Source organism: Neokomagataea tanensis (assembly GCF_006542335.1).
In the GTDB taxonomy this organism is placed as follows: domain Bacteria; phylum Pseudomonadota; class Alphaproteobacteria; order Acetobacterales; family Acetobacteraceae; genus Gluconobacter; species Gluconobacter tanensis.
This window is the reverse complement of the sequence record NZ_CP032485.1, coordinates 169,337-194,481: the sequence shown is the minus strand read 5'-3', so window position 1 is coordinate 194,481 and position 25,145 is coordinate 169,337. Positions and strand designations below refer to the sequence as shown.

At 53.8% G+C, this 25,145-nt stretch carries 23 protein-coding genes; 6 read left to right on the top strand and 17 right to left on the bottom strand.

Features of this window, described 5'->3' with window-relative positions:
* Together pheT and lpxB are read left to right on the top strand one after the other, a co-directional pair.
* A complete protein-coding gene (gene pheT, locus D5366_RS00920) occupies positions 1-2,472 on the top strand; it encodes a phenylalanine--tRNA ligase subunit beta (protein ID WP_141491899.1) in 2,472 nt (823 codons plus the stop codon).
* Positions 2,473-2,500: 28 nt separating this feature from the next.
* A complete protein-coding gene (gene lpxB / locus D5366_RS00915) occupies positions 2,501-3,691 on the top strand; it encodes a lipid-A-disaccharide synthase (protein ID WP_141491898.1) in 1,191 nt (396 codons plus the stop codon).
* A 54-nt stretch (positions 3,692-3,745) separates the two neighbouring features.
* Here lpxB and trpS read toward each other — a convergent pair whose 3' ends face one another.
* Both trpS and D5366_RS00905 read right to left on the bottom strand, forming a co-directional pair.
* Positions 3,746-4,735: a tryptophan--tRNA ligase gene (gene trpS / locus D5366_RS00910; RefSeq protein ID WP_141491897.1), complete on the bottom strand. Its 990-nt coding sequence runs from the start codon at positions 4,733-4,735 to the stop codon at positions 3,746-3,748.
* Positions 4,736-4,762: 27 nt separating this feature from the next.
* Positions 4,763-5,350 carry a c-type cytochrome gene (locus tag D5366_RS00905; protein ID WP_240775280.1) on the bottom strand — a complete coding sequence of 196 codons (588 nt, stop codon included), beginning with the start codon at positions 5,348-5,350 and terminating at the stop codon, positions 4,763-4,765.
* 15 nt (positions 5,351-5,365) lie between these two features.
* Here D5366_RS00905 and D5366_RS00900 point away from each other — a divergent pair, with 15 nt between their 5' ends.
* A complete protein-coding gene (locus D5366_RS00900) occupies positions 5,366-5,911 on the top strand; it encodes a thymidine kinase (RefSeq protein ID WP_141493736.1) in 546 nt (181 codons plus the stop codon).
* A 67-nt stretch (positions 5,912-5,978) separates the two neighbouring features.
* Here D5366_RS00900 and D5366_RS00895 read toward each other — a convergent pair whose 3' ends face one another.
* The 11 genes from D5366_RS00895 to D5366_RS00845 form a co-directional block, all read right to left on the bottom strand.
* A complete protein-coding gene (locus D5366_RS00895) occupies positions 5,979-6,482 on the bottom strand; it encodes an FKBP-type peptidyl-prolyl cis-trans isomerase (RefSeq protein WP_141491896.1) in 504 nt (167 codons plus the stop codon).
* Between the two features lie 20 nt (positions 6,483-6,502).
* Positions 6,503-7,735: an argininosuccinate synthase gene (locus D5366_RS00890; protein WP_141491895.1), complete on the bottom strand. Its 1,233-nt coding sequence runs from the start codon at positions 7,733-7,735 to the stop codon at positions 6,503-6,505.
* A 100-nt stretch (positions 7,736-7,835) separates the two neighbouring features.
* Entirely contained in the window at positions 7,836-9,047 is a 1,212-nt protein-coding gene (rlmN, locus tag D5366_RS00885) for a 23S rRNA (adenine(2503)-C(2))-methyltransferase RlmN (RefSeq protein WP_141491894.1), read from the bottom strand.
* Between the two features lie 423 nt (positions 9,048-9,470).
* Positions 9,471-10,934: a PepSY-associated TM helix domain-containing protein gene (locus D5366_RS00880; protein WP_141491893.1), complete on the bottom strand. Its 1,464-nt coding sequence runs from the start codon at positions 10,932-10,934 to the stop codon at positions 9,471-9,473.
* The gene (locus D5366_RS00875) at positions 10,934-11,239 is read right to left on the bottom strand and encodes a hypothetical protein (RefSeq protein WP_141491892.1); all 306 of its coding nucleotides are present in this window, start codon (positions 11,237-11,239) and stop codon (positions 10,934-10,936) included. Before D5366_RS00875 ends, D5366_RS00880 begins: the two co-directional genes overlap by 1 nt.
* Entirely contained in the window at positions 11,208-13,349 is a 2,142-nt protein-coding gene (locus tag D5366_RS00870; RefSeq protein ID WP_141491891.1) for a TonB-dependent siderophore receptor, read from the bottom strand. Before D5366_RS00870 ends, D5366_RS00875 begins: the two co-directional genes overlap by 32 nt.
* A 156-nt stretch (positions 13,350-13,505) precedes the next feature.
* Positions 13,506-14,252: a TlyA family RNA methyltransferase gene (locus D5366_RS00865; RefSeq protein WP_141491890.1), complete on the bottom strand. Its 747-nt coding sequence runs from the start codon at positions 14,250-14,252 to the stop codon at positions 13,506-13,508.
* A gap of 2 nt (positions 14,253-14,254) precedes the next feature.
* Complete coding sequence (gene dxs / locus D5366_RS00860; RefSeq protein ID WP_141491889.1) at positions 14,255-16,240, bottom strand: 1-deoxy-D-xylulose-5-phosphate synthase; 1,986 nt, start codon at positions 16,238-16,240, stop codon at positions 14,255-14,257.
* A 4-nt stretch (positions 16,241-16,244) separates the two neighbouring features.
* A complete protein-coding gene (locus D5366_RS00855; protein ID WP_141491888.1) occupies positions 16,245-17,150 on the bottom strand; it encodes a polyprenyl synthetase family protein in 906 nt (301 codons plus the stop codon).
* Positions 17,147-17,398, bottom strand: coding sequence for an exodeoxyribonuclease VII small subunit (locus D5366_RS00850; protein ID WP_141491887.1), 252 nt, complete (start codon positions 17,396-17,398; stop codon positions 17,147-17,149). The genes D5366_RS00855 and D5366_RS00850 overlap by 4 nt, the downstream gene beginning before the upstream one ends.
* Before the next feature lie 117 nt (positions 17,399-17,515).
* Positions 17,516-17,770, bottom strand: a complete 255-nt coding sequence (locus tag D5366_RS00845; protein WP_141491886.1) for a sulfurtransferase TusA family protein — start codon at positions 17,768-17,770, stop codon at positions 17,516-17,518.
* Between the two features lie 138 nt (positions 17,771-17,908).
* Here D5366_RS00845 and D5366_RS00840 point away from each other — a divergent pair, with 138 nt between their 5' ends.
* Together D5366_RS00840 and D5366_RS00835 are read left to right on the top strand one after the other, a co-directional pair.
* The gene (locus D5366_RS00840; RefSeq protein WP_141491885.1) at positions 17,909-18,253 is read left to right on the top strand and encodes a hypothetical protein; all 345 of its coding nucleotides are present in this window, start codon (positions 17,909-17,911) and stop codon (positions 18,251-18,253) included.
* A 2-nt stretch (positions 18,254-18,255) separates the two neighbouring features.
* Positions 18,256-18,738 (top strand): hypothetical protein, encoded by a 483-nt coding sequence (locus D5366_RS00835; protein ID WP_141491884.1) that lies wholly within the window; start codon positions 18,256-18,258, stop codon positions 18,736-18,738.
* An 89-nt stretch (positions 18,739-18,827) separates the two neighbouring features.
* On the opposite strand, the gene D5366_RS00830 is transcribed toward D5366_RS00835, so the two are convergent.
* The 3 genes from D5366_RS00830 to D5366_RS00820 form a co-directional block, all read right to left on the bottom strand.
* Complete coding sequence (locus D5366_RS00830) at positions 18,828-19,598, bottom strand: hypothetical protein (RefSeq protein ID WP_141491883.1); 771 nt, start codon at positions 19,596-19,598, stop codon at positions 18,828-18,830.
* 49 nt (positions 19,599-19,647) lie between these two features.
* Positions 19,648-20,979: an NCS2 family permease gene (locus D5366_RS00825; protein ID WP_141491882.1), complete on the bottom strand. Its 1,332-nt coding sequence runs from the start codon at positions 20,977-20,979 to the stop codon at positions 19,648-19,650.
* An 86-nt stretch (positions 20,980-21,065) separates the two neighbouring features.
* Complete coding sequence (locus tag D5366_RS00820; protein WP_141491881.1) at positions 21,066-23,096, bottom strand: AsmA family protein; 2,031 nt, start codon at positions 23,094-23,096, stop codon at positions 21,066-21,068.
* 122 nt (positions 23,097-23,218) lie between these two features.
* Here D5366_RS00820 and D5366_RS00815 point away from each other — a divergent pair, with 122 nt between their 5' ends.
* Complete coding sequence (locus tag D5366_RS00815; RefSeq protein ID WP_141491880.1) at positions 23,219-23,761, top strand: biliverdin-producing heme oxygenase; 543 nt, start codon at positions 23,219-23,221, stop codon at positions 23,759-23,761.
* On the opposite strand, the gene D5366_RS00810 is transcribed toward D5366_RS00815, so the two are convergent.
* Positions 23,751-25,139: a glycosyltransferase family 2 protein gene (locus tag D5366_RS00810; protein WP_141491879.1), complete on the bottom strand. Its 1,389-nt coding sequence runs from the start codon at positions 25,137-25,139 to the stop codon at positions 23,751-23,753. The genes D5366_RS00815 and D5366_RS00810 overlap by 11 nt on opposite strands.
* Between the last annotated feature and the right edge of the window lie 6 nt (positions 25,140-25,145).

The following is a 25,145-nucleotide window of genomic DNA, read 5'->3' as shown; positions in this document are numbered from 1 at the left end:
ATGAAGTTTTCCCTTTCTTGGCTGCGTGAGCATCTTGATTTTACAGCGTCAGCAGATGATGTCTGCAAACGCCTGAATGAAATCGGCCTTGAGGTTGAAAGCCTCGACAACCCAGCGCAGCGCTTGGGTGGTTTTCGTACAGCAAAGATTGTGGAGGCAACACGCCACCCTGATGCTGACCGCTTGCAAGTCTGTCGCGTGCAAGCCGGAGCGGGCTTCGAGGATGTTCAGGTCGTGTGTGGTGCTCCCAATGCGCGTACTGGGCTGCATGTAATTTTTGCGCCGCCGGGTACCTACATTCCCGGGCTGGATATCACGATTAAGAAAGGCAAGATTCGCGGCCAGGACAGCGGCGGTATGCTCTGTTCATTGCGCGAATTAGGTATTGGCGAAGAAAGCGATGGAATCGCTGAACTTGCCGACACAGCACCTATCGGCCAAGCTTATGCAGCTTACGCTGAGTTGGATGATCCGGTTATCGAAATTGCGATTACCCCGAATCGTGGTGACGCGCTCGGCATACGCGGCATCGCACGTGACCTGGCTGCGACAGGGCTTGGCACATTGCGTGCGTGGAATGAAGCCCCTGTCGAAGCGGGTGCAGATGCCCCATTGCAGTGGAAAATTGACCATGCTGCCTGCACACAAGTCGCTGGACGTGTGATTCGTGGCGTAAAAAACGGCCCAAGCCCGGAATGGTTGAAAAAACGCCTTGAGGCCGTGGGTGTAAAACCCATTTCGGCCTTGGTGGACGTTACAAATTACCTCGCTTACGACATCGGCCGTCCTCTGCATGTGTTTGATCTGGCAAAGCTGACAGGTGACACGCTGAGCGTCACCCATGCTGCGGGTGAGACTTTCACGGGTCTTGATGAGAATGACTACGTGCTTGGCACCGAAGATATGGTCATAGCGGATGGTGCTGCGGTCCAATCTTTGGCAGGGCTTATCGGCGGTAAGGCAAGTGGTGTTGATGAGAATACGGTCGATGTATTCGTTGAGTCGGCTCTTTTTGATCCTGTCCGTATAGCCCTTACAGGGCGCCGATTGAGCATCCATACAGATGCGCGTCAGCGTTTTGAGCGTGGTGTCGATCAGGCCCTTGTCCGTCCGGGCCTCGAAGCAGCGACGCGCCTCATCATTGAGTTGTGCGGCGGGACGCCGGGAGCGGTTGTTGAGGCAGGTGCCGAGCCGAACTGGAAGCGCGAAGCGACCTTGCGTTTTGCACGGTTAGCAACGCTTGGGGGTGTTAATCTCACGGCAGATGACGCGGTTGTGTCGCTTGAGGGGCTCGGTTTCGAACTTCTGCACCGTGATGCCGACTGTGCGACATTCCAAGTTCCGTCATGGCGCAACGACGTAGCTATGCCTTGCGATACCTTGGCTTTCAGGGAAGATCTGGACGAAGCCCGTAAGGCGGTTTTGATTGATGCTGTGCGAAGCATTGAGCCGGAATGTGACTTGGTTGAGGAAGTTTTGCGTTTGTATGGTTTGGACAACGTCCAGCCACAGGCGTTGCCACAATTAAGCATGGTCCAAGCGCCAACAGTTTCGCCCCAGCAAGCGCGTCAGGCACTCTTACGCCGTATATGCGCTGCGAGGGGCCTGATGGAGACGGTTGGTTTCTCCTTCGTTGCTTACGAAGATGCAGTATTGTTTGGTGAGGCTCCAGAGGCCCTGCGTCTGCTTAATCCCATCGCGACTGACCTTGATCAGCTCCGCTCGACTCCGTTGATTAACCTAGGGCGTGCATTGGGGCGTAACCTTGCGCGTGGGTTGGCTGTATCTGGTGACGGTGCGCTGTTTGAACTCGGCCCGGTTTTTGATGCTGCTGGCCAGCAGACCGTTCTTGCGGGTATTCGTGGCGGGGTGAGTGCACGGGCTCCCGGGCAAGCGGCACAAGAGCCAAGCGTTTGGGATGTGAAAGCAGATGCCGTGGCTGCATTGGCAGCTCTGGGCATGCCGGATGCGTCTCTCGCGGTTACGGCGGATGCGCCATCATACTACCATCCGGGCCGTTCTGGGCAGGTGCGCCAAGGACCCAAGCTTGTTTTGGCGCGCTTTGGTGAGTTGCATCCCGTTGTTGTAAAAGCACTGGGCCTTAGCGGTAGCATTGTGGCGTTCGAGGTTTTGGTTGACCAAGTGCCCATGCCGAAGGCTAAGCGCAAATCCCCACCGGCTTTGTCGCCGTTGCAGCCTGTTCGCCGTGATTTTGCCTTCTTGGCAGGGCCAGATGTCGAAGCGCAGGCTGTCTTGCGGGCTGCACGTAACGCTGAGCGCAAACTGATCCAAGATGTTCGTTTGTTTGACGTATTTGAGGGAGCGTCCTTGCCGGCCGGTCATCGCTCTTTGGGTGTAGAGGTCATTTTGCAGCCACAGACTGAGAGCCTTACAGATACGCAAATTGATGCCGTGTCCAAGGCCGTCGCAGCTGCTGTTGAAAAAGCGACAGGCGCGATACTGCGCCGCTGAGGCCGTAGAAAGGCCGGGGGAACGAAACATGCCTGATAGCTTTTTCCATCCACCCGGCCATGAAGAGGCGCATGGCCGGGTTATATGGCTGTTAGCTGGTGAGGCTAGCGGTGATGTTATTGGTGCGCGCCTTATGGTCGCGCTCCATGCGCAAGACCCAGATCTGGTCTTTGCCGGTGTCGGAGGGGGGAGGATGGAAGCCCTAGGTTTGCGCAGCCTCTTCCCCATGCGGGATCTGGCGGTGATGGGCTTGGTCGAAGTTCTGCCTCGGATGAGGCAGCTCTCCCAGCGCATGCTTGAGGCAGTGCAGGATATTGAACTGCGTAAGCCGGACATGGTCATTACCATTGATAGCCCAGGCTTTGCGTTGAGGTTGTTGAAACGCATTGAGCATAGCGGCGCTAAGCGGGTTCATTACGTTGCTCCGCAAGCATGGGCATGGCGTGCAAAACGGGTCAAAAAATTTCCCGGCCTGTGGGATCGCATGTTGTGTTTGCTGCCGTTTGAATCTGACTGGTACGCTGCGCGCGGGCTTGAGGCACGGTTTGTCGGGCACCCGGTTTTGCAATCAGGGGTAAAGGAAGGGGTGGCAGAGCGTTTTCGTATGCGGCATGCAATTTCATCCGATGCGCCGATTGTTGTGTTGATGCCGGGTAGTCGCCGCTCAGAAGTGCCGCGTCTTTTGCCCGTTTTCCGTAAGATGCTTGATCTTTTGCGGTTAAAGCATCCGGATGTGTGTCCGGTTATTCCGCTGGCGCCTGTGATGGCTCCTGTCGTGCGTGCAATGATCCGCAAATGGCCTGTCCAGCCGGTTATCGTGACAGATGTACACGACAAGCATGATGCTTTTGCGGCTGCGTCTTGTGCGCTTACGAAGTCTGGGACCTCAACGCTGGAACTCGCTATGGGGAAAGTCCCTATGGCCGTAACGTATAGGGTCAACCCCGTGACGGCATTTTTTGCACGGCGTTTGATTAAAGTACCTTATGTCGCAATGGTGAATTTGTTGGCCGGGCGGGAGGTCGTTCCAGAGCTATTGCAGGAAAATTGCACGCCTCAAAAACTCGCTGACACAGTTTCACAGTTATTATCGGACGAAAACGCCGTTACCGCACAGCGCGATGCGTTTGCGGAAGTCTTGGCGAAACTGGCGCCACCTCAAGGCACACCATCCGAGGCTGCGGCACGGGAAATTATGTCGCTTTTGAATGCGACTTGATAGGAAGACTGGAAATGGAAAAGCCGACCTTGGAAGGTCGGCTTTTTTTATGTTCTAGCGCAGAAAGCCTACGAGGCGCTCCGCTTCCTGAACGATAGGCTCCGAAATGCTTCGTGCACGTTCCGCGCCTTGGCGTAGGACTGCGAGCAGATGGTCTTCGTTTTCGAGCAGACGGCGAGTTTCCTCAGCGACTGGGGCTAGGCTCTCGACCAGCAAGTCCGCAAGAGCAGTTTTGAAAGGGCCAAAGCCTTCACCGCCAAAACGCTGCAAAACAGCCTCTACGCTTTCATTTGCCATAGCAGCATAGATTGCGACGAGGTTCCGCGCCTCTGCGCGGCCTTCCAAGCCGGCTTCTTCAGACGGTAGAGGCTCGGAGTCGGTTTTTGCACGGCGGATTTTAAGTGCGATGTCGTCGGCTGTATCCGTGAGGGTGATACGGCTTTGTTCTGACGGGTCAGATTTGGACATTTTCTTCGTGCCGTCACGCAGGCTCATTACGCGCGCTGCGGCTGGCGGAATGAATGCCTCAATGGTCGGGAAAAAATCTGTGCCCATATCGTGGTTAAATTTTTGAGCAATGTCGTTTGCCAACTCGATATGCTGACGTTGGTCGTCCCCAACGGGCACGCGGGTAGCATGGAACGCGAGTATATCGGCGGCCATGAGGTTGGGGTAAACATACAGGCCAGCCGAGTGATTTTCACGGTTTTTCCCGGCTTTATCTTTAAATTGTGTCATGCGGTTCAGCCAACCAAGACGAGAGACGCAGTTGAAAATCCAGCCGAGGCGAGCATGCGCGCTTACAGCGGACTGATTGTAGAGGCGTGTTGGCTCAATTCCAGCTGCGAGAAGGCACGCTGCGGAACCAAGTGTTTGCCGGCGGAGAGTTTCTGGCTCCCAAGGCATCGTGAGGGAGTGCATATCTACAAGGCAAAAGACGCAATCATGATCTGCCTGGAGTGTTGCCCAGTTACGGATTGCCCCTAGGTAGTTTCCCAAGTGAGGGATGCCGGTAGGTTGTATGCCAGAGAAAACGCGTTTCATGCGATTAGGTGCCTTGGTGAAAAAGGATCAGGGAAGTGGGTGTGTCTGATCAAGGGTTGCACGAAGTTTATAGGTACTTGTCGGAGTGCCAATGTGGGTACGCGCAGCGGCGACTTCGGCGTCTGTAATATGTGGTGCGGGCTTAGTCTCGCCTTGGTCAATTAGCCAGTTTAATGTCACGGCAATGTCGTGGTCGCTCAGTTGTGACGCAAAACCGGGCATCGAGTAGCGGTAGCTATAGCCTTGGGTTTTGAAAGGGCCCTCTAAGCCGTAGAGCAGGACATTGGCTAAGTACGTTCTGCCTTCAGGGGTTTGGGCAATAATATCGAGCCTGCCTACCAGCGGAGGAGTTTCTCCAGGCATGCCGCCGCCACCATGGTGACAAATACCACAATGGGGGCCATAGACGTGGGCGCCGGGGCTTTTACGCCCGCAAGCCGAGAGACTTGCGAGCAGGACAAAGCCGCATAACAAGGTGCGGCAGGCGGGAAAAGGGCCGGTACGCATCACGGAGAAGAAGGCCTTTCGTGTTTCTGGCGCTTTTTCTCGCATTTTAGGGTGGGTTTCATCAAGGGTAGGGGTGACAAAACTACTAAGATGAGGCTCATGGGGCATGAGAAAGGAGTGCTTATGTGTCGTTCGGGACGACTGGTGCTTTATGTAGGCCCCATGTTTTCAGGTAAATCAGCGCATTTGATTGCGGAAGCGCATGCAGCACCATGTTCTGTAGAGAGCGTTTTGGTGCTGAAGCCCGCATTTGACACGCGGAGCGGTGCCGAAATTGCAAGCCGTAATGGGACCTCTTTAGCGGCACGCTCAGTAGCGGCGTGGCCGGAAGACGCGGGCCAGTATAAGGCTGTCGTGCTGGATGAGGTGCAGTTTATGGTACAGCCTCATTATGAAGGAAATATTGTCGCGGAGTTGCTTGAGGCCCGAGATCAAGGGACGACGGTCATCGTCGGAGGCTTGGATACGGACTATCGCAAACAGGCATTTCCCATCGTTGAAGCTCTGGCTAAGCATGCAGACGATGTGCGCGCTTTAACGGCACGGTGCCATGTGTGTGGGAGAGCCGCCCGTTGGACGGCAAAGATGCATGATACAGGCCAGCTCTTAGAGACAGGGGATAGTGAATTGTATCAAGCGCTGTGTGATGCGCACTGGCATCTGCCCTGAGGAATTATCAGGGGTACCGCGCTTACGGGGACAAAAGTTTGTGCCCGTAAGCGTTGGTATTTGAGAGTTACTGCTGAGGTCCACCGACGCCGAGAAGGCGAATTTTGAAAATAAGTGGGCTGTTCGGTGGAATGATACCGGGGTGACGAGGGCCGTAAGCCAATTTAGGCGGAAGGTACAGCATCCATTCGTCACCGACATGCATCATTGGCAGTGCTTCGATCCAGCCTTGCACGAGGCCATCAAGCGGCATCTCTGAATAGGCGCCGTTGTTGTGCATGTCAGAGCTGTCGAAGATGCCGCCATCTGGGAGGCGGCCTTCGTAAATGACCATGACCATCGAGCCGTGACGCGGGCTTTCACCGTCTTTCGGGCCAGAACGCAAGACTTTGTAGGCTAGGCCATCGGGGAGTTTTTGAACGCCCGGCTTGGCATAGACCTGTTCCATGAATTGTTCTGGCGTTAGGGCCGGTGCTTCATCGAACTCGTCGTGGTGGGAGCATCCGCCTAGGGCGAACACTCCAGCAGCGAGCATGAGAGGAGCGGAAAGCGAGCGTAGAGCGCGGAGCATGCTGTGGTCCTTGCGTCGTCTCAGAGGGCACCACCACGGCGGCCGATCTGACCACCAAGGCGGAGGCGCAATGCGTTGAGTTTGATGAAGCCGAGAGCATCTTGCTGGTTGTAAGCACCTTCATCGTCTTCGAAGGTTACAACACGGGCGTCGTACAGGCTGTTCGGGCTTTCACGGCCAACACAGACAACGTTGCCCTTGTAGAGCTTCATACGTACACGGCCAGTGACGGAATGTTGGCTCGTATCAATCAGGGCTTGCAGCATGCGGCGCTCGGGGGAGAACCAGAAGCCGTTATAGATCAGCTCTGCATAGCGAGGCATGATGCTGTCTTTGAGGTGAGCGGCTTCACGGTCAAGCGTGATGCTTTCAATCGCACGGTGTGCAGCCAAGAGAATTGTGCCACCCGGTGTTTCGTAAATGCCGCGAGACTTCATCCCAACGAAACGGTTTTCGACGATGTCCAAACGGCCAATGCCGTTGTCACGCCCTAGTTCGTTCAGGCGGGTGAGCAGCGTCGCCGGCGTCATTTCAACGCCGTTGATTGCTGTGGCATCACCGTGCACGAAATCGATGCTGATTTCCGTGGGTGTATCTGGTGCAGCTTCTGGGGAGATTGTGCGCTGGAAGACGATCTCGTCAGGTGCCACTGCTGGGTCTTCGAGGAGTTTGCCCTCGGAGGAGGAGTGCAGCAAGTTGGCATCAACGGAGAAGGGGGCCTCGCCGCGTTTGTCTTTTGTGACGGGGATTTGGTTTTCTTCAGCGAAAGACAGAAGCTTTGTACGGGAGGTAAGGTCCCATTCGCGCCAAGGCGAAATAACCTTAACGTCAGGCTTAAGGGCATAGTAGCCAAGCTCGAAGCGTACTTGGTCGTTGCCTTTGCCGGTGGCGCCATGGGCTACCGCATCTGCGCCGACGGCTTCAGCAATTTCGATCTGGCGTTGTGCAATAAGTGGGCGGGCAATGGATGTGCCGAGCAGATATTGGCCCTCATAGACCGTGTTTGCACGGAACATGGGGAAGACATAGTCTTTCACGAATGTTTCGCGTAGGTCTTCTACGAAGATTTCCTTCACGCCGAACATTTCAGCTTTTTTGCGTGCTGGCTCCAGCTCTTCGCCTTGGCCGAGATCGGCTGTGAAGGTCACGACTTCACAATTATATGTCTTCTGCAACCAGCGCAGGATGACGGAGGTGTCCAGTCCGCCTGAATAGGCGAGTACGACTTTCTTGACGTCCTGGTGGGCAGTCATCGTGGCGTGGTCCTTATAGTCTGTAATAAGTCAGGCTTGTCTTCTAGCACCGCTTTTCGCATAGGGAAACTGCCTTGCGGAAGTTACCCTAAAGAAACGATCAGTGATTACGACGCAGGCGTTCGCTTTCTGTTTTAAGCTGTCCGCATGCGGCAAGGATGTCCTGCCCGCGTGGGGTACGGATAGGGGAGGAGAAGCCCGCATCCATGACAATTTTAGCGAAACTGTTAAGACGATTGCGTGTGGAGGGCTGGAATTCAGAGCCCGGCCAAGGGTTGAAGGGAATGAGGTTTACCTTTGCCGGCAGGTCCTTAATCAACCGCACAAGCTCGCGCGCGTCGGCGTCGCTGTCGTTGACGTCGCGCAGCATGATGTATTCAAAAGTAATGCGCCGGGAGTTGGAAGCCGCTGGGTAACGGCGGCAAGCTGCGATAAGCTCTTCGATAGGGTATTTACGGTTAAGCGGCACAATTTGGTCCCGCAACTCATTGGTTACGGCATGCAGAGAGATTGCCAGATTAACGCCTAGCTCATCACCGCACTGGTCCATCAGTGGGACGACGCCTGATGTTGACAGTGTGATGCGACGACGAGAAAGGGCAATACCTTCGCCGTCCATGATAATTTTCATGGCTTTGGCAATATTGTCGTAATTATAGAGTGGCTCCCCCATACCCATCAAAACGATGGTTGAAAGAAGGCGCGGCGTGTCGCCTCTTGGGCTGGGCCACTCGTTGTAGCTGTCGCGTGCGGCCATGAACTGTCCGACGATTTCTGCCGCGCCGAGGTTACGCACAAGCTTTTGCGTGCCTGTATGACAGAAGGTGCAGGACAATGTGCAGCCTACTTGAGAGGACACGCAGACTGCACCGCGGTCTTCGCGCCGGTCGGGGATGTAGACTGTTTCGGCTTCTTGTCCGTCGCGGAAGCGGAAAAGGAATTTGCGCGTGGCGTCGACAGATGTTTGCTCGGTAGCCGTTGTGGGGCGACCGACGACAAAGTGCTCAGCAAGTTTCGCCTGTAATGGTTTGGCAATGGTACTCATGCGAGAGAAATCTGTCGCGCCTTGGTGGTAAATCCAATGCCAGACTTGTTTTGCCCGGAATGGCTTTTCGCCAATATCCGCCATTACTTCGGCGAGTTCTTCACGCGAGAGGCCCACAAGGTCTCTACGCCCGTCAGCTAAGCGAGCCTCGGGCGGCGCAAACATAGCCGATTTCGCGCGGATACGATCGCGCTCGGCGTCATTAAGGGCATCTGCCGCAGATGAATTAACACGCGGCAGGACGTCTGGATGGATTAAGGTGGTCATGGCGTGGGAGCCATAGCACGGGGCGGGGGGCTTTTTGCAAAAGAAAAATGTGAAGCCCCGTATTAATTGTCCGTACATAACGGAAAGTGCGTCTTTGCAGGGGCTTTCATAGCGATGTGCTAAGGGGTGAAAATCAGTATCAGCTGCGCTTCCGGGGCTTTTTGGGGGGTGATTTGAAGTGTTCTACACAACCAAGCGCAGCCCCGTTGATTCCAAAAGAAAGGCTTATTCCAAAAACCCAGCATACCAGCGCAAAGCCTATAGTTTGGCTGAGCACAAGATGCAGGACCAAGCCTAGAACGAGCATAGGCCAAGCGCATAAACGCAATATGCGGCAATGCTCTCGTTTTATGCCCAAGAGTTTTTCGCCGCGGTAAGACGAGGCGGAGAACAATAAAGAGGTGAGAACGTCAGAAAGGGCCTCTAACATTGCGCGCGACCATTTTTGTAAAGGACCGCGTAAATTATCAAAAGCGCGATTGAGATGAGGGATGTGGAAAACATAATGGGGTTTTTCCAAGGGTATCCCATCAAGCAAAGAAACAAAAACGCTGCGCAACCAAAGGAGGAAAGTACCTGTTTGAGGTGAGTATTTTTTAGGACGATCCCTAAAAATACGAAAAAGAATAACGAGAGGAATACAGAGTAAATTTCCATATCTGAGCGCGCTATTGCGGTGGTATTTGATATTTTAATAGGTATTAATCTGTTCACTATAAAAAATAAGCTGAATGATATCGGTAACCCATAAAGGATTGAGGTATTTAGTTTTTCAATTATTTTGAATGACTTAAGGCTTTGCTTCTGGCGTTTTTTGCGTAAAACCCAGAGATGGAGGCCGCTTGCAGCCGCAAGTGCGAGCAAAATGCCGGATGCGAAGTAAAGCCAGCGTGTGAAAACATTGGAAAAACGGGCAATGTGTAGGCCGTAAATTACAGAAAAAGCCGTAACGATCGGGCGGTCTTCTTTTTGCTCTCGCAGGATGTGACCAGTACTGCCATCAAACCTGAGTGTATGTGTATCATACCCTATGTGGTTGCCATTCCCACTTTTTATAATAACCAAGCTGGATTTATCATTGGGATTGTAAATAAATACCTGAGCAATGCCATCCGTGCCGAAGTGTTTTTCCGCCTCGTGCAGCATTGGGCCAATTGGGGATAAATGCGCTTTAATATGCGTTGGATTTAAAGGCTCAGTCACGGGGTCTAAATCCGTGTAATATTGCATAATATTATGGGGATAGGCGGTTGATAAGCTCGCAGGGAGTATTTGCGACCATAATGTCATTGCCCCCGAAAAAGCGATAACGAAATGGAAGGGAAGCGACACAACACTTGTTATGTTGTGGAAATCAAGCCAGCTTCTTTGGCCTTTATAAAAACGCAGCGTGAAAAAATCAGCGAATATTCTCTTGTGAACGATGACGCCGGTAATCAGTGCGAGGACAATCGCCAGCCCGCATGAAGCTGAAATAATGCGGCCAAATGGATGCGGCAACTGTAACTCAAAATGGAAACGGTAGAAGAAATCACCGCCCATTGTGTCACGGATAGTATCTGGTGAGCCTGTGGCGGGGTCTAGCGCCCGCTCCACGTAGCGAGTGCCATTGAAGTACAGGGCTTCAATATACGGAGCGCGTTTCTCTGCCAGGGTGAGGTACCATGCAGGTGCATTGGCCGCGTTGTTCTGAAGCCATGTAACGGCAGATTCCGTCGCGAAGAGAGGGTCTGCTTTCATGGTGGCGAGTTCAGGGCGCATCCACTGGCTGATTTCCGGCCGAAATACGGCAAGGGAGCCAGATAAAGCGATGGCAAAGACAATCCAGCCAATAAAGAAGCCCGCCCATTCGTGAAGGCGAGCCACAGCTGAACGAAACTCATGCATTATGCACGCCAACCCAACAGATAAGCGACAAAGAGGAGCAAGCTGGTGGGGAGTGCTGCAAATTTGAGAAGTTGAGGGAGATCACGTGTTAATCCGAAAGCGGCAATAGTCACGCAGGGCCATGTGATAAAGCCGATGAACATTCCGCTGAGCGCCCGCTCGGGACCATCAATCGGCAGCAAGGCGCCGCATAGCGCAGCCAGCGCCGTTGCTGCGCCATAACCGATGATGGCAGCAAGAACAGCATGCGCTATGCGACGATTATGTGCGCGTTTACCAGCTATAGCCAACACTCGCTTGTGCATTGCGGCGCTCACCGTACCAGCACCAATCGGAGTAGCAACTCGCCACGAAATGCTTGTCAAACAGGTTACGTACGCTGGCCGAGATGTTCCAGCCTTTTAGTGATGGGTTTGCTCGGCCGAGATCGTAGCGTGCTGAGGCGTCAAACACCGTATAGCTCGGCACGTAAATATCCCCATATTCGCTTGAAACGCCACCGTAAGTGCCCATCATGTGGCGGATACCAAACCCTAGGCCCGCACCGTAAAGCAAGCCTTTTTGTACGCTGTAGAAAGCAAAAGCGGACACGTTGCCGCGGCTGGACTGAATGAGCGGACGGTCTGTACTATCATCATGGACGCGCTGGGAACTGAAAGAGGCATCCAGCATAAGGCCTTTGTACATGTCGGCGTGTGCTTCAAGTTCGAAGCCGTCAGAATGTACTTTGCCACTTTGGGTGTTGTAGCCGAGGTTGCCGACAGGCACGAGGACGTTGGTTTGCTCGATATGGAAGCCTGCTGCGGTGAGCAGCACGGGGGTCCCGGGGATCTGATATTTTGTGCCGCCTTCAATTTGCTTGCCCTTTGACGGATCTGCCTGACGGTATGTGTCGCCCGACTGCACGAGGCCGCTTTGGGGTTCAAATGACGTGGAGTAAGAGACGTAAGGTGAGAGCCCAAAGTCAAAGTGATACAAGGCGGATGCGCGCCATGTGATTTGTTGCGCGTTTTGATCAGTTCGGGTGCCGGCAGCATAGGCGGTGCTGTGATACCAATCATGGCGAATGGAGCCGTTCAGGAAGAGATGGCGACCGATGGTCATTTCGTCCTGACCGTAAACGCCGTATTGGCGCGGCTTGCTCAGGTAGTCGTAGACATCTGTAATTGTTGGGATAACTTGACGGTAGTTCGGATTTAGGACGTCTAGGTCTGGTGCATCCCCAAAGCCAGCAGTCTCAGTCGCATTGCTCTGCTGATAGTCAAAGCCGGTCATGATATTGTGGTTTACAGGGCCTGTTTTAACGTGGCCGCGCAGTTGGTTGTCGAACGCCAGATTTTGCATCCGCTCGCGGGCGAAGCCGGCTCCGCGTGTAAGTGTAGTTGGTGCGCTGTAAATATTATTGCCGTAGACGCTTTCATACAAAGTGCGAACGTTGTCGTAGCGCCCGCGCGATGTGAAGCTCCAATCGTTATTGATGCGCTGTGTGAAGATGTAGGTTAGCGCACCTTGGTAGCGTTTAAATTCTTCGTACCCTAAATCACCATCGTAAAAATCGCGTGGCAAATACCCGTAAGATGCACGTTTTAAGGTGCCCACGTAAGGCTGAGAGCCATAGGACGAGTTTTTAGGGTCGTACTGATAATTTCCGAGCAATGTTAGGGTTGTGGGGCCATCACCGCCGATCATAACGGAAGGGCTGATTGAAAAGCGCTCGCTGCCTGTCTTGGATAGCTGGCTGTGTTGCCCGTTGGCTGTACCGTAGATGCGGTAGCGTACTGTGCCGTCTGTATTGGCATAACCGCCTTGGTCCGCATCGACGCGCCAGAGGTCAAAACTGCCACCTGTGGCGGTAATGCTTCCGTAATTTCGTTGGTCCGTTGGAAGTTTGCTCGAGAGCGCTACGAGGCCTCCGGGGCTTGATTGGCCGTAAAGGGCAGAAGAGGGCCCTTTAAGGACTTCAACGCGCTCAAGGCGTGACGTGTCGGTTTGGGGGCTTGCGAAGCCCGTAGGGCTCGCCTGAAGTTTTAGGCCGTCTAAAAACGTTGGTACGGTGAAGCCGCGTAGCGCAAAAAAATCATATCGCGTGATAGAGCCGCCGCGCTGATCAGGAGTGACGCCTGCGATATAACGTATGGCTTGGTTGAGGTTCAGCACGCCTCGGATGTCCATTTCGTTACGCGTGACGACGCTGACGGACTGTGCCGTGTCAATTATTGGTGTGTCGGATTTGGTTGCAGATGCTGCAACGGTCGAAGGCTTCCGGCCGCGGACAACGAGGCGTTCAACGGGTTTTGTATCTTTAGTGATATTTTGCTGGTCGTCGTCTTTGGCGGTTGCATAACCGATATTGCACAAGCTGACGAGCGCGACGCTGGTAAAAGCAAGTTGCTTAAAAGTAAACTGAAATGCCATTGCAGAAATCCAAACCAAAAGAGTTTGGCTTGAATATATATAATGATAATTATTCGCAATTAGAAAAGTGTTACAGCAGCAAGAAATGCTAAGCTCGGTATCATGTCCTCGTTTATTTCAAGCCTTTAGACGAGGACATAAAATACGGACTGCACATTAGGCAGCGTTGGTGCGCTTGGCTCCGATTAGAAATTCGACGTTGCCTTCTGGCCCGGTGATAGGGCTCCGCTCGATGCCTATGACATCCCAGCCGGGCAGTGAGGCGAACCATTCTTGTATTTCTGCACAGACGCGTTCATGCACTGCAGGGTCCCGCACGACGCCTTTTGCGCCAACTTCTGCGCGGCCTGCTTCAAACTGTGGTTTGATGAGAGCTATAGCCCATGCATTATCTGTGGTTAGGGCCAGAGCTGCGGGTAAAACTGTCTTCAAGCTGATAAAACTTGCATCGCAGACTACGGCGCCGATTTTGTCAGGGATTTGTTCCGCAGTTAGCGCCCGCGCATTGGTTTTTTCCATGACGATAACGCGTTCGTCTGAGCGGATTTTCCAGGCGAGTTGTCCGTGCCCGACATCTACAGCATAGACTTTGCTTGCCCCGTTGGTCAGCAAAACATCTGTAAAGCCGCCAGTTGAAGCGCCAACGTCCACGGCAATTAAGCCATCAGGCGAAAAGCCAAAATGTTCGATGCCATGGATAAGCTTCAAGCCGCCGCGAGATACCCAAGGATGGTCCTGTCCTTTGAGGGACAGGGGCGCATCTTCAGGAAGTTGGTCTCCAGCTTTGGCAATCCGCCGATCACCTGAGTAGGCCAAACCGGCCATGATCAGGGCTTGCGCACGGGTCCGGCTTTCTACCAGACCGCGATCTACAAGGAGTTGATCGACGCGACGCTTGGCCATGATTACGCTTGTTTTTCTGACGTCGGGGCGTTGCCGAGAGCAGAAAGCGCGCTCTTTACGATGTGAGGAGCTGTCAGGCCCGCTTCTTCGTATTGTGCCGCAGGTGTGTTGTGGTCGATGTACTTGTCAGGGAAAGCCATCGGACGGAACTTAACGCCGTCGAGCAGGGCGGTTTCTGCCAAGTGTTGCACAACCAAGCTGCTGAAGCCGCCAATTGCGCCTTCTTCAAGCGTGATGAAGACATCGTGACGCTTCGCTAAAGTCTCAACCAAGTCTGTATCGATTGGTTTGGCAAAACGTGCATCAGCCACGGTTACGGACAGGCCTTGGGCTGCCAGTTCTTCAGCAGCGCGCAGAGATTCGTTCAGGCGCGGGCCAAGAGAAAGGATAGCTACGCCAGACTTTTGGTTAGGGGTGACGTTGCTTTCTTTGACAATGCGGCCCTTACCGATGGGGAGAACCTCGCCTTGTTCAGGAAGTGTTAGGCCTTCACCGCTGCCGCGTGGATAGCGGAAGGCAATTGGGCCGTCATCGTATTCACAGGCTGTGGCTGTGGCGTGCAGCAATTCGATTTCATCGGCCGGTGCCATAACGACCATGTTGGGGAGGCAGCACAGGTAGTTAAGATCGAATGAACCAGCGTGCGTTGCGCCGTCAGCGCCTACGAGGCCCGCGCGATCAATGGCGAAGCGGACGGGGAGGTTTTGCAGAGCGACGTCGTGTACAACCTGATCATAAGCGCGTTGCAGGAAGGTAGAATAGATTGCGCACACTGGGCGTAGGCCCTCGCTTGCGATGCCCGCTGCAAAGGTGACGGCGTGCTGCTCGGCGATGCCGACATCGAAGAAACGTGTTGGATATTTGTGTGCAAAATCGCTGAGGCCAGTGCCAGAAGGCATAGCTGCCGTCACAGTGATCAGGCGCTCGTCTGTGGCCGCACGGCGCATGAGTTCACGGCTGAAGATAGACGTGTAGCTTGGTGGGCCTGCAGGAGCTTTTTTCTGCTCGCCGGTTGCAACATTGAATTTATTGACGGCGTGGTATTTGTCGCCAGCAGCTTCGGCAGGTTTGTAGCCGTGACCTTTCTCGGTCTGGATATGCAGCAGAATTGGACCTTGATCGTCCGCATCGCGCAGATTGCGCAAAATAGGCACAAGCTGGTTCATATCGTGCCCGTTAACCGGACCGATATAATAGAAGCCCAACTCTTCAAATAGGGTGCCGCCAGTTATGATGCCGCGTGCATATTCTTCAGCGCGTTTCGCGGTGCGTTCGATTTTGCTGGGTAGGCGCTTTGCAAACTTACCAGCCAAATCGCGCAGGTTGAAGAACTGACGTGAGCTCAGGAGCCGTGAAAGGTAGTTCGACATTGAGCCGACGGGAGGAGCGATCGACATTTCATTGTCGTTCAGCACGACGATGAGACGATTAGCGCCCGGGCCAGCGACGGCTGCGTTGTTCATCGCTTCGTAAGCCATGCCAGCGGAGATGGAACCATCACCGATGACAGCAATGACGTTACGTTCGCTGTAGCTGGGATCGTCTTCCGCGCGGAGGTGATGCGCGACGGCCATGCCCAAGCCAGCAGAGATGGACGTTGATGAGTGAGCGGCGCCGAAGGGGTCGTACTCGCTTTCTGCGCGGCGTGTGAAGCCAGAAAGGCCTTCTGGCTGGCGCAAAGTGCGGATACGATCCCGGCGGCCTGTCAGGATTTTGTGGGGATATGCCTGATGGCCTACGTCCCAGATGATGCGGTCATCAGGCGTGTTGAACACGGAGTGCAGCGCGACCGTCAGCTCAACAACGCCGAGGGATGCACCAAGATGGCCACCTGTGGTGGAGACGGCATCTACGGTTTCGGCCCGCAATTCGTCAGCCAGTTGGCGGAGCTGGTCAACCGAGAGGTTGCGCATATCGGCCGGTAGAGTGACGCGATCGAGGATCGGATAACGGCCAAAGGTCGGGGGTGTATTTTTGGTATCGGTCATTAACTCAGCTCCTGCGCTCGACGACATAATCCGCCAAGGCCCGGAGAGCCTCTGCTTGTGGGCCAAAAGATGAAAGTGCTTCTCGTGCTTCGTCGCTGAGGCGGCGTGCTTCCGCGCGTGCGCCATCAATGCCGAGCAGAGAAACGTAGGTAGATTTGCCGCTTGCTTCGTCTTTGCCTGCGGTCTTTCCAAGTTCTTCAGCGCTAGCGGTTGCGTCTAGCACGTCGTCAGCGACTTGGAAGGCAGTACCTAAGCGTAGGCCATAGGTTACGATAGCGTCGCGGCGTGAGTCATTGACGCCTGCTAAAATCGCTCCCGCCTCTGCAGCGTAGCGAATAAGTGCGCCTGTTTTGAGGGCGTGGAGGCGCCGCACTTGGTCCAATGGCAGAGAGCGTCCTTCGCCTCGGATGTCGACAACTTGTCCGCCGACCATGCCTGCGGCACCGGAAGCACGAGCCAGTGCAAGCGCGAGTTCTGCGCGGATTGTAGCGTCAGCACTGGTTTCTGCTTCAACGAGCACTTCGAAAGCGCGTGTCTGCAGCGCGTCGCCCGCGAGGATGGCGATGGCTTCATCAAACTGACGGTGCGTTGATGGGCGACCGCGTCTTAGATCGTCATCGTCCATTGAAGGCAAATCGTCGTGAACGAGAGAGTAGGCGTGCAGGAACTCAACGGATGCGGCGACGCGCAGTGCGGCGTTATGGTCTGCACCAAACAGCGAGGCAACTTCTACGGCCAAAAAGCCACGCAGCCGCTTGCCGCCACCGAGTGCTGCGTAGCGCATAGCCTCGAGCAGGACGGATTCATCCCCCGGGACCATGGGTAGCAGTGCGTCAATGGTAGCTTCAATTTCTGTGCAGGCTTGGGCAAGAGCCGTTTTAAGAGAAGATGTCGTGTTCGAAGTGCTCATTGGCCAATCTCATGGTTGTCGACAAGCGTTTCGGTGCTAGTCGAACCGTCATTTTTTTGCACGATTGCGCGTACGCGCATTTCTGCCTCTCCCAGCTTGGAATCACAATGACGGCGTAGTTCAGAGCCGCGTTCGTATGCAGCGATAGCGTCTTCCAGCTTCATTTGGCCGCCTTCAAGGCCGCGAACAATGCGCTCTAGTTCAGAGAGGGCATCTTCAAACGATAAGGCGGTGACGGGATCGGACATGGTTACTCCCAAGACGGGCTCGAGGGCTGAAGTGAATTGAGGTAGCGAGGGATTACCGTTTGTGAACGGTTTTTGCCAGCCCCACAGCGATTTTGATGGGCCTTTGTTGCAAGAAGGTCAGCCCAAAGTGGAATTTTCTCGTTTGCGAATAACGAAAGAGAACGTCCCGCTGCTTTCTGAGAACGCAACGAGGGCATGTCCTGTTTCACGACAAAATGCTTGAAAATCGGCCACTGAGGCCGGATCCGTTGCTAGCACGCGCAGCCGCGTGCCGGGTGCGAGAGTTTTGAGGGTACGGTTCGCTTTTAGGACAGGCATGGGGCAGTTCAGGCCGCATACATCCAATAGGGGCTCACTCGAAGGAGTACTCATGTTTGCCTTTATGCGTCGTATTGGCTCGGAGGCCAAGAACCGATTTTGATTGTAGTTCAGTACAGTTTTGTCTAGTGTTATGGCTCAATGCCACAAAGCGCCCCTCAAGGGCGCTTTTTTTTTGGGACTGGAGAGGTAATGGCAGAGAGCGTTGCGGGGGTTTTGGAACAGGAAGATGGCGGAGAGCGGCGCGCTTACACGTTGAGAATGTTGGAAGATCGCGTTTTGCGCCTAGAGACGGTGGCAAGTAGCTTATCAGACCGACACGAACAATTACGTGTAGAGACACGGCAAGAAATTTCCTCATTACGTGATCAGATGAAGAATCTAGAGACTAAAATGGAGGAAAGTAACAGAGTTGTGAATGGTAAATTAGATCGTTTGATTGGCGGGCGGGCAGTTTTGACAGGTTTGGTAACACTATTAACGTCTATTTTAGGTACGGGTGTGGTGCATTTTGCTTTTTCTTTAGGAACACGGTGAGCATGGCGGCAGGAATTGACCTAACGCAATTGAAGCGATGTGTGATCGAACCGAGTTTGAAGGATCTTGGATTGGGTGGTGAGGTCGCGGTAAATTTATTAACAGGTACAGCTTTGGCGGAGAGCCGTGCAGCGTATTTGAAGCAGATTGGTGGTGGGCCCGCTTTGGGGTTGTGGCAAATGGAGCCTGCGACCCATGATGATTGTTGGAATAATTACTTACGTTATTCCGGGGCACGCCATTACGCGGTAATTTTAGAGGGAATGCTGGCTCCAGACCAGCCGCGTTGTCAGCAAATGGTGAGCAACCTGCGGTACGCCTGTGCAATAGCGCGCATACGGTATTACCGGGCGAAAGAGGCACTACCTGCTGTGAGCGATGCAAGTGCGTTAAGCCGCTACCATAAGGTGTGGTACAACACCTGCCTGGGGGCGGCGGACTACAAAGCAAATATAGCTTTGTTTCAAGCGGCGATTAATGCCTGACGCAATGTAAAAAGCGATGTCGGGGATTGGTTTTGCATCACGCTCCCGACATCGCCTAATGAGCCTTTAAAACTAATATTGTGACGAGATCATGGCGTGCCCTTTAAAGCCATGGTGCGTGCTGCAGGCGCTCCTTGAAATGTGGCCGGTCCCACATGGCTCAGAGAGAGGCTACGATGGAGCCAAATACTGCCACCAATATCTTTCCAGCGCTTACAGAATGCGAAGTCTTCGGAGAGATATGTTTTGGTGGCCGGGCAAATCAAGCAGTCAAAAAGCGCAAAGGTATGACTTTTCGCGGCCTCAAAGTGGCCGCTCTGCTGTGCATCGATTCGAGTATACTCGGTTTCGGGATATGCTTGGGTCATTTGCAATAATGCGGCTCGCTTGATGAGCATGAAGCCCGTGCCGACATAGGAAACTTGGACAAGATGTGTTGGCTGCGATGTATCGTAGAGAGCGGCGCAATCTCCGACGTAACGTAGGCTAGCTGTGTGGGGGTGTTCCCCAGCTTGTATGAAGCGATCGGTATTGTCGTCCCAATAGTGGGATTTCAACGGGTAAGCGCCACCGATCATGTCTTTGTCAGCTGCCAACAGCGTTTCAATATCCTTCAAGGTAAAGCCGATATCGCTATCGACGAACAGAAGGTGTGTGGCGTCTTCGCAGCTTAAAAAATGCTGAAGTAGCGTGCTGCGCGCTCTGGTAATCAAGGCGTCATTACCAAGAGTAGAGAGTGTAAAACTTATGTTGTGGTGGGCGGCTTGAGCCATGCATTCAAAAAGGGACTGCATGTAGGTTTGAGTGACGGTTCCGCCAAAGCAGGGCGTCGCGATAAAGATATGGGGGCGATGGCTCATGATGGTGAGTATGCCCCCAAAACATTAAGAATGACTTAAGTTGTAAAGCTCAGCCGCCAATATGTGATTGAAGGACCATGTAGAATACGAAAGCTGCGTCGAGGCCGAGAACAATTGGCGTAAGGCGGCTAAAGGCACGCTGGGCTACGGCAATTCCTGTATAGAGCAGCAGGCCGCAGGTTAGGCTCAACATGAAGTTGCCGGTGATGGCTGCGATTAGAAGCATCGTTATTGGGGGGATGCTCTCTGACGCGGTGTTGGACAGTTGGTTCAGCGCTCCAAGCATACTGAGCCCAACCAGAATGAGAACAGGTGCTGTAGCAATCGCTGGGATAGACGTAATAATCGGCCAAAAGAATGAAGCAATGCCAAACAGAATGGCTACGACGAGCGCACTCAAGCCTGTGCGGCCACCCGCTTCCACGCCAGCGAGGCTTTCAACATAGGCAGAGACGGTGCATGTCCCCAAGCTGGCGCCGATGATGCTAGCGGCGCCGTCAGAAGCAAAGGCGCGGTGGTCAAGACTATTCTCCGAATTTGGGCCTGTAAGTCCTGCTCTTTGAGCCACGCTCATCAGTGTTGCGGTTGCATCGAAGAAATCACTGATGAGAAAATAGAGTGTGATTGGTAACAAGAGGCCGATTTTGTTCCAGAAATCATGGAAATCGAACGCGAGGAAAAGATGTGTTGGGTAGTGCGGCCAATCGAGCATGTGCGCTGGTAAGTGTGTTATTGCGCCGTGTTGGTCATGGACGAATAGCCCAAGGATTGTCAGCACGACGATCCCGATAAGTAGGCCTGCAGGAACGCGCAAAACAGTGCAGATAGCGCAGAGTAGAACACCAAAAAGGCACAGCAGCACGGAGGGGTCCGCTAGGGAGCCAAAGCTCAAGCCTTCAGGGCCTGTTGCCGCAATCCCGCCTGTAGTGAGGCCGATACGGGCGATGAAGGCCCCGAGTGCAATTTGGATGCCCAGCACAATACTGGGCGGGAACCCCTGAATTATTCTTTGGCGCACACGACTGACGGAAAGGGCGGTAAAGCACAGTCCACTCATAAGCACGACCGTAAAGGCAGTGCTGGGGCTGACATGCGCCTGATGAACGATGATCTGAGCGAAAAGAACGTTGCTGCTCATCGCTGGAGCGAGTGCTATTGGCAGCCGTGCCCAAAGGGCCATTAACAGAGTGCCAGCCATTGCACCTGCTATGGTAGTCATGACCATGTCGTGCCGGTCTAAACCCGTACTGGCAAGGATCATGGGATTTACGGCAACGATGTATGCCATCGCTCCGAAAACGGTGAGCCCTGCAATAACTTCACGTGAGATCGTGGAGCCACGGGCCGATATGTGGAACCAGCGGTCAAGAATAGGGGACAACGGTCAGACACTCCGGCGGTATAATGTGTTGAGCACCTTATACGGCAATGGAGGCTGACCGCTAGGGTCGGTACTGTATAGAAACGTTATCTATGGGCTTTATGGCGTGTTCTATACGCATGTTTGGCGCGTGTTGCACCTGTTGTGCTGCCCGGTGCTATGCCGGCGGCGGGATGTTGGTCCGCATTGGCGAGGGCGTGTTCACATGCTGAGCCTTCCCCTACACCAAATTGAATGGTGGGCAGGAGGGCGGCGGGAGGGAACAGGATACCCAAGCCAATTGTAGCCGCGACACGGCCTATGAGTTCTGCGCCGGGTGTAATGCTTGGTGATGCAATGGGACCACTAATGTGAATGGCGCCGGGCAAGGATAGGATTTGAGGATGCACGGAGCGTGTTGTCATGGCGTAGTCGAGTGTGTCGTTATGAAAATTGACACTGCCATTGCCTGTTGTGCGGGTCGTGCCTGTCTGGAGTAGCAGCGAGCGGGTTTTTAGTATGCCGTTTTGAAGCGGCATGTCTGCCACAAGGCAATCAAGCTTTGAGCGGTCTGGAATGCCAAGAGCTGACAACACGGCTGATCCCAATTTTAAGCCAATCAAGTCAGGGAGCAGGGCGGTAATATTGCCGCCGCGGTCTAGCACGAGGGTAATACCACCATTGCCGTTCGCCACTAGGGTTGCCACAGAGTTCCCTGTTGAAGCTAGTGTCATATGCCCACCGATTGTTCCCTGACCCTGAAACATCGAAGAAGGCTTCATAACGCGAGAGAGGGGCAGGCGTGAGACGTCAAGCTTGGCGTGGGTGTGGAATTGGCTGGCAGAGGCTGGATCAAGCTTGGCCTCGGCACTGATATGGCCGGTACCACTTGCGAAGGTGAGGTGGTGCAAATTGATGGACCCGTCATGGATGTCAAATGCGGTGTCTATGTCATCAAGGGGCCAGTCTTTGTTTTCAATGCGGTTGCCATGGTAGGTGAGTGTTACGTTGGCTGCATTGAGTTTTGGGATATCAATTTTAGATGTCGGCAAAATAGCATTGCTGGTCTTGGGTGGTGGTGGTGCTGTCCCTGTTTTGGCACCAATAAATCCGCCAAGGTCGGCGAGATTAACATTGCGTGAGTGCAGGTGGGCCTCCACGAAAATTGGTTTTTGGTGAGGGTCTACATGGATATCGCCGCCGATATCAGAAGTGCCCATGCGTCCTTCAAACTGGTCAAAGCGGATGTAGGATTTTGAATAACCTAGATTCCCAGTGATGCTGTAGGCTGGCGTGTGAGGAATGGGTACGCCGGTTAAAGCGTAAAGCAGGGCCATGTCAGGTCCGGCAAAGTGGAGCGCGAGGTGCGTCCCTTTGAAAGCCATTGGGTCATCGACTGTGCCGTGGAGCGTGACAAAAGTTGGACCATTCTCAAGTTTGCCGTTGATGGGGTAAGGGGTGTCGCGGCTCGTAAGTCCGAGCAGGGCGCCTCCAACAATGTGGCCAGTGATGGGGGCTTGGGCATATCGGCCGTTGAGGTCAAGTGTGATGGAGCCGGCCTGATGCTCTGTAGGTTCTGTCGTGTGGATGCGGAGGTGCATGTCCGTTTTGAGGCGGGCGAGTGCGATGCGAATATCCGCGTGGTGAATCGCAATTTCGTTAAAGTGAGGGGTATCGCCCGTCGAAGAGGTTTTCTTCGTATCCGCTTTTGAAGACGAGCTAGGGAATGTGTAGTTGTTTTTGCCGTTTAGGCGGGAGACAATGTCACCTTGTGGGGCGTCAACGCGTATGACGGGGATGGATAATCCCTTGCCGGTGATGTAACGCCAGACGTCGAATTTGACGGTTACTGAGCGAGCGGAAGCAAAGTCTTGCTTTTCTTCAGAAAAATCGGCCGGTTGTTCGATGCGAAGATCGTCGACTGTAACACTGGTTTTGAAGCCGGGAGAGACGTGCAAATGGGCAATGCTCACGGGGCGTTGGAGCGCTGCAGTTGCTTTGCGGTTGATAAGGGGGACAAACCAATCCCACCGCCACAAGAAAATTAACAGCAGAATAGCAGCGGCAAAAACGCCCAAACCGTAAGAGAAAAATTTGAGAATGCGGCGTTTGGGACGAGAAGGCGATGGGGTTGTCATACGAGCCGGCTCCGTGCAGCATTCCTGAAAAGTACAGTCAGTGCTAACGCATAACGGCCAGCATGGATGCGTGGTCTCTTATTGGATAATGAAATACCAAGGTTTCTGGTGGAATGAGTAAAATGAATAGTCGTTCGGATAGTGCCCTTGTTCAACTGCGACGGGCGTGCCGGACTGAGCACGATGGTGTTGACCAAATTTTTTCAGCTTTTGATTTGCAAGACCAAATCTCTTATGGGCGCTTTCTCGCGGCACATGCGCGTGTCGTACCGGTTTTGGAGCGCTGGTTGCGGGATTTTGGTGTGGCGGAAGGCACAGACTGGCGTGCCGCGGCGCTCTCGCGGGATTTACAGGCGCTGCAAGCCGTGCAGCCCGACGAGATTTTGTGGAATCCTAAAACGCATGATGGCTATGCAGTAGGTGTGCTGTATGTTCTAGAAGGCTCACGCCTTGGGGGGAAAGTATTGGCTGCAAAAGTATCTTCGGCTTTACCCAAAGAGTATTTGTCATCAGGGCATAGCAACGGTGGATGGCCGTTATTTTTAGGGCGGTTGCAGAATATTCTGGAGGCAGCTGATGAGAGTTATAAGGCAGAAGTCTGGGCCGGAGCCCGCGAAGCTTTTGCGTTGTTTGCGTCGGCAGGCCGTGCCGCCCTTAGTGCTTAGGGCGGACACTAGCCGGGACTAACCCGGGGAACATGTCCGAAAGTTTGTCAGCGTCATTGGGGGGAAGTAGCGCAATAGCGCACCCAAGGGCGCTGGCATCGACCATGTCGTGGCGTGCAATGCCGTGGATCAAAGCTTCAAGCGTGTGACCATGCCTCACAAGTTGTTGGTACGTCGCCAGTCGTGTGGCGTATTCCGGTGAAGGGGCTGCTTTGGAGAGGCTTGGTTCTTCAATCGGGAAAGTAACCGCTGTTTTGGTCACTGGTGAAACGATGCGTCGCTCACGGGTGTGGATTTCTAAGGGAATATGGGCCAGCAAAGACGCAACCCCCGTAACGTATAAGAAGGCGTTATTGCTTGAGCGTGCTGTTGTTAAAACCGCAGCTGCGATGCCTGTCGTCGGTGATGGGCGTTCAACCGAGAGGATAAGTGGGATGTGACGGTCTTCTTCAAGGGTATGTTTAGGAACTCCTTGAAGAGAGTGGGTCATGGTATTGTAGACAAGTTTAACTGTACTGCCGATTGAAAAATTTTGTGTGGGTACGGAAGTATCACCCGCAGCAAGTAGGTCGCTTTGAAGCGAGACGGGTAATTGCTCTGGCCTGTTTGCAATCATCTCTGTCAAGCGCCAGTGGAGTTCCGCTAGGCGGGTTTGGTCCATGGTGGCATGCAGTGTGCGCGTTTGTGTGAGATGACGTTGAGCGCCCGCGAATAAAATTTCGTTCTGGTTAAAGTGCTCCCACGCGCTTTGAATGTGTTCCTTTGAAGTGCCGGACATCTTGCTTTCAAATGATGCGCGGTCACCGCAGGCAAAATGCAGAATGCGCGCATCCGACCACTGAGCCGATGAATGCGGTGCGCTGAAGGGATCGGGCGCAGTAACGTGATCGCTCGGGCGGATAAAACGGCGTGTAATGCTGTGGTCTGGGAACGTTTGGCTGGCGTGATGAGTGAAGCGCTCAGTCGGAGCGAAGGGAGCGGGTGCGCCGTGATTGTTGGAACCGAACACACACCAATGAGCGAGCGGTGCGGTTGAATGGGCAACAAGAAAGTCGTGAACGGAGGCTTCGTGCTCGAGATGCAAAAACTCGTCTACAGCAAGGAAAAGGACCCAATCGAATTCCTGCTGAATATCCTTAAGAACGTGCTCTTCAAAATCTTTAAGGCGTTCTGGCGCGGAGGCGAGGGATATGTCTGACTGATAGACACGGATGTCATGTAAAGAAGCGGCGCTATTTAATAGCGCCGCTGTGCCGTCGTTTGAATGGTCATCACAAACAATGAGAGTAGAAAACCCAACGGCAATATGATGCGCTAACCACCACCCTAAATTTCCAATGTCGTTGCGGACGAAGAGGATGGCGGCTGTTTTAAGCATCGGCTG